Source organism: Enterococcus sp. (assembly GCF_022711995.1).
Lineage (GTDB): Bacteria > Bacillota > Bacilli > Lactobacillales > Enterococcaceae > Enterococcus_D.
On sequence record NZ_JALAHI010000118.1, the window covers coordinates 1 to 5,696 of the forward strand.

Here is a 5,696-nt window from a genome sequence, read left to right on the forward strand (position 1 = left end):
ATGTTATGTATAGTATTATGTATAAGGTGGTGTAGTCGTTGGATAGTCAATTAAAAAAAGGGATTATTGAATTTTGTGTATTAGCATTTTTACAAAGAGGAGATTCTTATGGGTATGAAATCGTTAAAAATATTTCTCCTCTATTACCAATCTCTGAATCAACTTTATATCCTATTTTAAAACGCCTAGAAGCGAATAAAAAAGTTTCGACTTATTCAAAAGAACACAATGGTAGGCTGAGAAAATATTATAAAATCACTTCTAATGGTCAAAATAGCATTCATGAATTTTTGACTATTGATTGGCCTCAATTAGAAAAAATCCATAACTATATCAAAGGAGATAACTAACATGGATCGAATAACATTTATTAAAAGTTTAGCAGCTGAGTTGGCCTATAAAACAAAACCAAGTGAGATTCATCATCTTATTGATTATTATGATGAAATGATCCAAGATTTAATGGAAGATGGACTTTCTGAAGTGGAAGCTGTTGCCAAATTAGGTACTCCTAAAAATATTGCTCAAAGTACTTTAGGTGCAGAAGAAATCGTTGTACAAGTTCCTCGACGGTTCCATCCTCTCTTATTATTGATAATTTTTCTAGGATTCCCTCTGTGGGGTAGCTTACTTTTAGCTGCACTACTGTTGATGCTTAGTGGCTTGATCGTTATGTGGTGTCTTCCATTTAGCACAGGAATTGTTGGGATAACTGGCTTGATTGGCGGGATCGCTAGTGTTATTTTAAGTCCTATGTTGCTATCACAAGGTCTTCACTTTTCTATCACTCAGTTAGGTCTAGGCGTCATAATGTTCGGGATTGGAATAATATGTATAACTTTTACTTATATGCTCAGTAAACCCATCATGGGCTGGACCCAACAGTTTATTTATTTTCCTAAAGCATTATACAAAAGTTTACGAAAGCAGGTGACAAGATGATCAAAATAAATAAGCGTTTGATATTGATGATAGGTGGTGCCTTCATTTTTCTTGGTCTATTGATTTGCTTCGTAGGATACGCAACATCTGGATTTTCACCCGAAGCATATATCGTACCAAACCGTCCTTGGTATCAAACATTCGACTTTTTTACAAAATAGTATTTACGGTTTAAAGCAGTTATTTCATCAATCAATGAAATTGTTGAACTATACTTTTCCATCTGCTCATACTATTATGTAATTACATCCTGTATCCTATTTCATAGGGTAAACGAAAAACACCATACCAGCCTATGGTGTTTTTTGTTTGTTATTTTAAGAATAAATCCATATAAAATGCCACTTCTCAGATTTGACCTGAAAAGTGGCATTTTTACTAAGCCTTATTGGATTTCTTGTAATGTGCCTATTGGAAATAGCTTTCTAAAGAATCGTCGTACAATGGGGCCAGCAATCAATAATTGTAATGGCAGAGCAACGATAACATTTTTAGCAATATTCAGTAACCAAGTCATTAATAGTCCTTGGTTTGCAGTTGGATGCATCACAGCACCAAAAAGTGACATAAAGAAAACCATGCCAGCAATCATCATTGATGAGATTAACACAATTTTTTTCCACGCTGGTGTATCTCTTTCAATAAATCTAAAAGCAAATGCTTTAGCAGGTCCAGAAACAATAAACCAATCTAAAATAAACGCAACACATATGGCTAGTGGTAACTCATTCCAAGCCAGTTGAAAAGCTATTGCGGAAATTCCTACCTCATACATCAAATTGTAGACACTCATAAAATAAACCATGAAAAAACACATGAATGTCGTATAGATCAAACTCTCTTTTTTATTTATTGGCATTTAAAACTTCCTTTCTATTTTGCATACTTGGTTATTCTAACAAATTAAAAAAATTCGTGTAAGGATTTTTTTGAAAAGTTTCAAATAAAATTCACTTTTGTTTTCCGAACATTTCTATTGACTCTTTAAATAGAAGTCAGTACAATAGCTTTTAGATTAAATCGTACAGATAACAAGCAGGAATGCTTGTCGAGAGAGAGGCGGTTTCTATTCATTTAGAAACTGGCTCTTTTTTTATGAATTTTTTTAGAGGTGATAATATGGAGAAAAAAATAAACTTGTTAGGCGCTATTATAGCTACCGGGATCATGTCATTTGCTGGAGTATTGATTGAAACAGCAATGAATGTAACATTTCCAACGTTGATTGACCAATTCAATCTTTCTACTTCAAATGTCCAATGGGTTACAACAATCTATTTGCTTGTGATATCGATCATCGTACCAATTTCCACTTTTTTGTTGAAGCAATTTCAAATTCGAACATTATTTTTAGCGGCCAATGGTTTGTTTTTAGCAGGCCTGCTGATTGATTTTCTCTCTCCGTCCTTTGCTATCCTATTACTTGGTCGTTTACTTCAAGGGGCCAGTACAGGAATCGCTTTGCCATTGATGTTCCATATTATTCTTACGTATTCTCCGTTAGAAAAAAGAGGTACTATGATTGGAATCGGTAATTTAACAACTTCGATCGCTCCTGCGATTGGCCCTACTTATGGAGGCTTATTAACCTCGCTCTTAAACTGGAATTACATTTTCCTCTTCTTAATACCTGTCTTGTTGGTTTCATTAATTTTAGGGCTATATTCAATACCTAAAATCGCAATTGAAAGAACAGGCCGTCTAGATTTTTTGAGCGTTGTAGGCATCACTTTTATGTTTAGCGGCTTTTTGCTTTTCTTAAACCTAATCGGCTCTCTTACAAGCTTACTCCCATTAGTTCTTGGCATTTTAGGCGCTCTTCTTTTCTACAAACGCTCCTTACAATCGGATCCTTTGATCCGCTTATCCGTATTCAAAAATCGGTCATTTCGATTATTCTTATTCGGATTTCTTGTCTGTCAGTTTCTTTTGCTTGGAATCTCATTTGTCTTGCCAAACTTTGTTCAAATAGTTCTTGGACAAAATGCATTCACTGCTGGATTAGTCATGCTACCAGGGGCAATCGTAGGGGCTGTTTTGGCTCCTCTTTCCGGTCGGATGCTTGATAGTATTGGACCTAAAAAACCAATCATGATTGGTCTGATATTGATTACTTTAGGTTGGTTGGCTTTAGCCTTATTATTAAATCTAACCATTCTTTGGGCATTTATTGCAGCTCATGTCTTTTATATGATTGGAATTGGTTGTTCTTACAGTAATATGATGACTATGGGGTTAAGCAAAATTGACCAACAACTTGCTGCGGATGGAAATGCTGTCTTTAACACACTGCAACAATTCTCTGGTGCTGTAGCAACTGCTCTAGTTGCAACAATGATTGACCTCGCTCAAAAAGTAAGTCCCAATTACATTTCTGGAACAATATTGGGTTCTCAAATCGCTTTATTCTTCCTATGGTTAATGGTACTAGTTGTTGTATTTCTAACTTTGCGCTATTTTTATAAGGATCCTGTAAACGCAAAAAAAGGTCTTGAAAAAGAATAATACAAAAAACGACCCATGAGTGGCATGATCAGCCATTCATGGGTCATTTTATTCTTGTTAGCGAATTTCAGCAGCTCCTACTCGTTCATGAGCTTGTACACTGCCAGTTTTATTGATTGTCACTTGATTGATTTTCTCGACATTCGTAAGAACTGTCAAAATATCTGTTTTCTTTCCAGCTTTCGTAACAGCTTCCAAATCCATTTCGGCAATCAACGTATCTACAGTGACCGCATCACCCTCAGACACCTTAACCGTAAAAGGAGCGCCTTTTAATTCAACCGTATCTAAGCCCATATGAACCAAAACTTCTGCTCCGCCAGGAGTCAATATACCAATAGCATGTTTTGTTTCAAAAATACTTGAAATCGTTCCAGCAACAGGAGCATAGATTTTTCCATTACTTGGACGAACTGCATAGCCATCACCCATCATCTTTTGTGAAAAGACAGGATCTTCCACTTCACCGATGGCAATGATTTGGCCGTCTACCGGTGCATAAAGCATTTCTTCAGTGATAGTAGTTGTTCCTGAAGCTGGCTGTGAAGTAACAGGCTCTACATCAATATTTGCACCAGCTGTTGCTAACCCTTCTGCATAACCATTATCTCCAGCACCTTGAACTAGATCAATTTTATTAAAGATTCCTTGACGGCGAAAGACAACAGTTAAAATAAATGGTACAACTATTGCAATCAGCATTGCCATCCCAAAGGCTAATAAACCGCCACCTTCTGTTGCATTGATGGCTAAAATACCAGGTAATCCACCGACTCCTATTGCATTTGCTCGCACACCCATCAAATTACTAAACATGGCAGCGAATCCTGAACCGATCATTGCAGCCACAAATGGATAAATGTATTTTAAGTTGATCCCAAACATGGCAGGTTCTGTCACTCCCAAATAACAAGAGATTGTTGCTGGAATTGAAACCTGTTCTTCTTTTTCATTCCCACGATGTAAAAATACAACCGCTAATACAGCAGAACCTTGAGCAATATTGGATAGCGCAATCATTGGCCATAAATTTGTCGTACCAAATGATGAAATTAGCTGCATATCGATTGCATTTGTCATATGATGAAGTCCAGTAATAACCAATGGTGCATACAGAGCCCCAAAAATCAAACTGAATAGCCAGCTTACAGAAGAAGTCAATCCTGTATTAACAACATTAGAAATAATGTCTCCTAACCACCAGCCAATCGGTCCTAAAACAACGTGAGCAGCTAAAATCGTTGGTAATAAAGAAAATAGTGGCACAAAAATCATTGAGATTGCTTCTGGAATATATTTCCTAAAGAAAATTTCCAAATACGCTAACATAAAACCTGCTAGCATTGCTGGAATCACCTGCGCCTGATACCCAATTTTGTCAATTTGAGCAAATCCAAAATCCCAAAAAGGAATATCGGCTGCTGCCGTACTAGCAACAGAATAAGCATTCAATAACTGTGGAGAAACTAAAGTAATACCTAGAATAATACCAAGAATTTGAGTTGTTCCCATCTTACGTGTAATACTCCACGTGATTCCTACTGGTAGAAAATGGAAAATTGCTTCACCCGGTAACCACAAGAAATCATTGACTCCATTCCAAAATACAGATTGTGAGACGATTGTACCGCTTCCAAAATCAATTCCTTCCAAAACATTACGGAACCCTAAAATAAGTCCCCCAACAATAATAGCTGGTATAATTGGTGTAAAAATCTCTGCCAAAACTGCAATAGCCCTTTGTAGTGGGTTTTGATTCTTTTTTGCAATTGATTTACTTTGTTCTTTAGAAACCCCTTCAATCCCTGATACTGCTGTAAAATCATTGTAAAATGTTGAGACATCATTCCCAATAATTACCTGAAACTGTCCAGCATTTGTAAACATACCTTTCACGCTTGAAATATCTTCAATCGCTTTTTGATCTGCTTTTGATTGATCGTTCAGCACAAATCGCATCCGCGTTGCACAGTGAGTAACAGCTGCAATGTTTTCTTTTCCGCCTACATACTCCAGCAGTTTTTCAGCATCATTATGATACTTCCCCATAATAATAAAACCCCTTCCATATTAACTTGTATATATATGTTTGTGTTTCGTGCTAATCATAACGTGATATTCACAATAATGCAAGCGTTTCATTCTAAATTTTTCCGATAAAATTTTTTGTGAAAAAAATTCCTACTTTTCAAACGCTATAAATTTTGATATAAAAGGATTTTTAAATAAAAAAATAAATGAAAAACAAA

5 protein-coding genes are annotated in these 5,696 nt (G+C 36.0%); 3 read left to right on the forward strand and 2 right to left on the reverse strand.

The window, feature by feature from the left end; all coding sequences use genetic code 11:
• Positions 1 to 38 precede the first annotated feature (38 nt).
• Positions 39 to 350: a PadR family transcriptional regulator gene (locus Q0A12_RS12010; protein ID WP_291292886.1), complete on the forward strand. Its 312-nt coding sequence runs from the start codon at positions 39 to 41 to the stop codon at positions 348 to 350.
• Position 351: 1 nt separating this feature from the next.
• Entirely contained in the window at positions 352 to 942 is a 591-nt protein-coding gene (locus Q0A12_RS12015; protein WP_291292887.1) for a DUF1700 domain-containing protein, read from the forward strand.
• Positions 943 to 1,327: 385 nt separating this feature from the next.
• Here Q0A12_RS12015 and Q0A12_RS12020 read toward each other — a convergent pair whose 3' ends face one another.
• Positions 1,328 to 1,801: a DUF2798 domain-containing protein gene (locus tag Q0A12_RS12020; protein ID WP_291292888.1), complete on the reverse strand. Its 474-nt coding sequence runs from the start codon at positions 1,799 to 1,801 to the stop codon at positions 1,328 to 1,330.
• A 260-nt stretch (positions 1,802 to 2,061) separates the two neighbouring features.
• Here Q0A12_RS12020 and Q0A12_RS12025 point away from each other — a divergent pair, with 260 nt between their 5' ends.
• Positions 2,062 to 3,447: an MFS transporter gene (locus Q0A12_RS12025; RefSeq protein ID WP_291292889.1), complete on the forward strand. Its 1,386-nt coding sequence runs from the start codon at positions 2,062 to 2,064 to the stop codon at positions 3,445 to 3,447.
• A gap of 57 nt (positions 3,448 to 3,504) precedes the next feature.
• On the opposite strand, the gene treP is transcribed toward Q0A12_RS12025, so the two are convergent.
• Entirely contained in the window at positions 3,505 to 5,496 is a 1,992-nt protein-coding gene (gene treP / locus Q0A12_RS12030) for a PTS system trehalose-specific EIIBC component (RefSeq protein WP_291292890.1), read from the reverse strand.
• Positions 5,497 to 5,696 lie beyond the last annotated feature (200 nt).

Bases quoted from the DNA above. Each gene is read 5' to 3' on its own strand.
- Q0A12_RS12015 (WP_291292887.1), top strand. From the start codon at position 352: ATGGATCGAATAACATTTATTAAAAGTTTAGCAGCTGAGTTGGCCTAT.
- Q0A12_RS12020 (WP_291292888.1), bottom strand. From the start codon at position 1,801: ATGCCAATAAATAAAAAAGAGAGTTTGATCTATACGACATTCATGTGT.
- Q0A12_RS12025 (WP_291292889.1), top strand. From the start codon at position 2,062: ATGGAGAAAAAAATAAACTTGTTAGGCGCTATTATAGCTACCGGGATC.
- treP (WP_291292890.1), bottom strand. From the start codon at position 5,496: ATGGGGAAGTATCATAATGATGCTGAAAAACTGCTGGAGTATGTAGGC.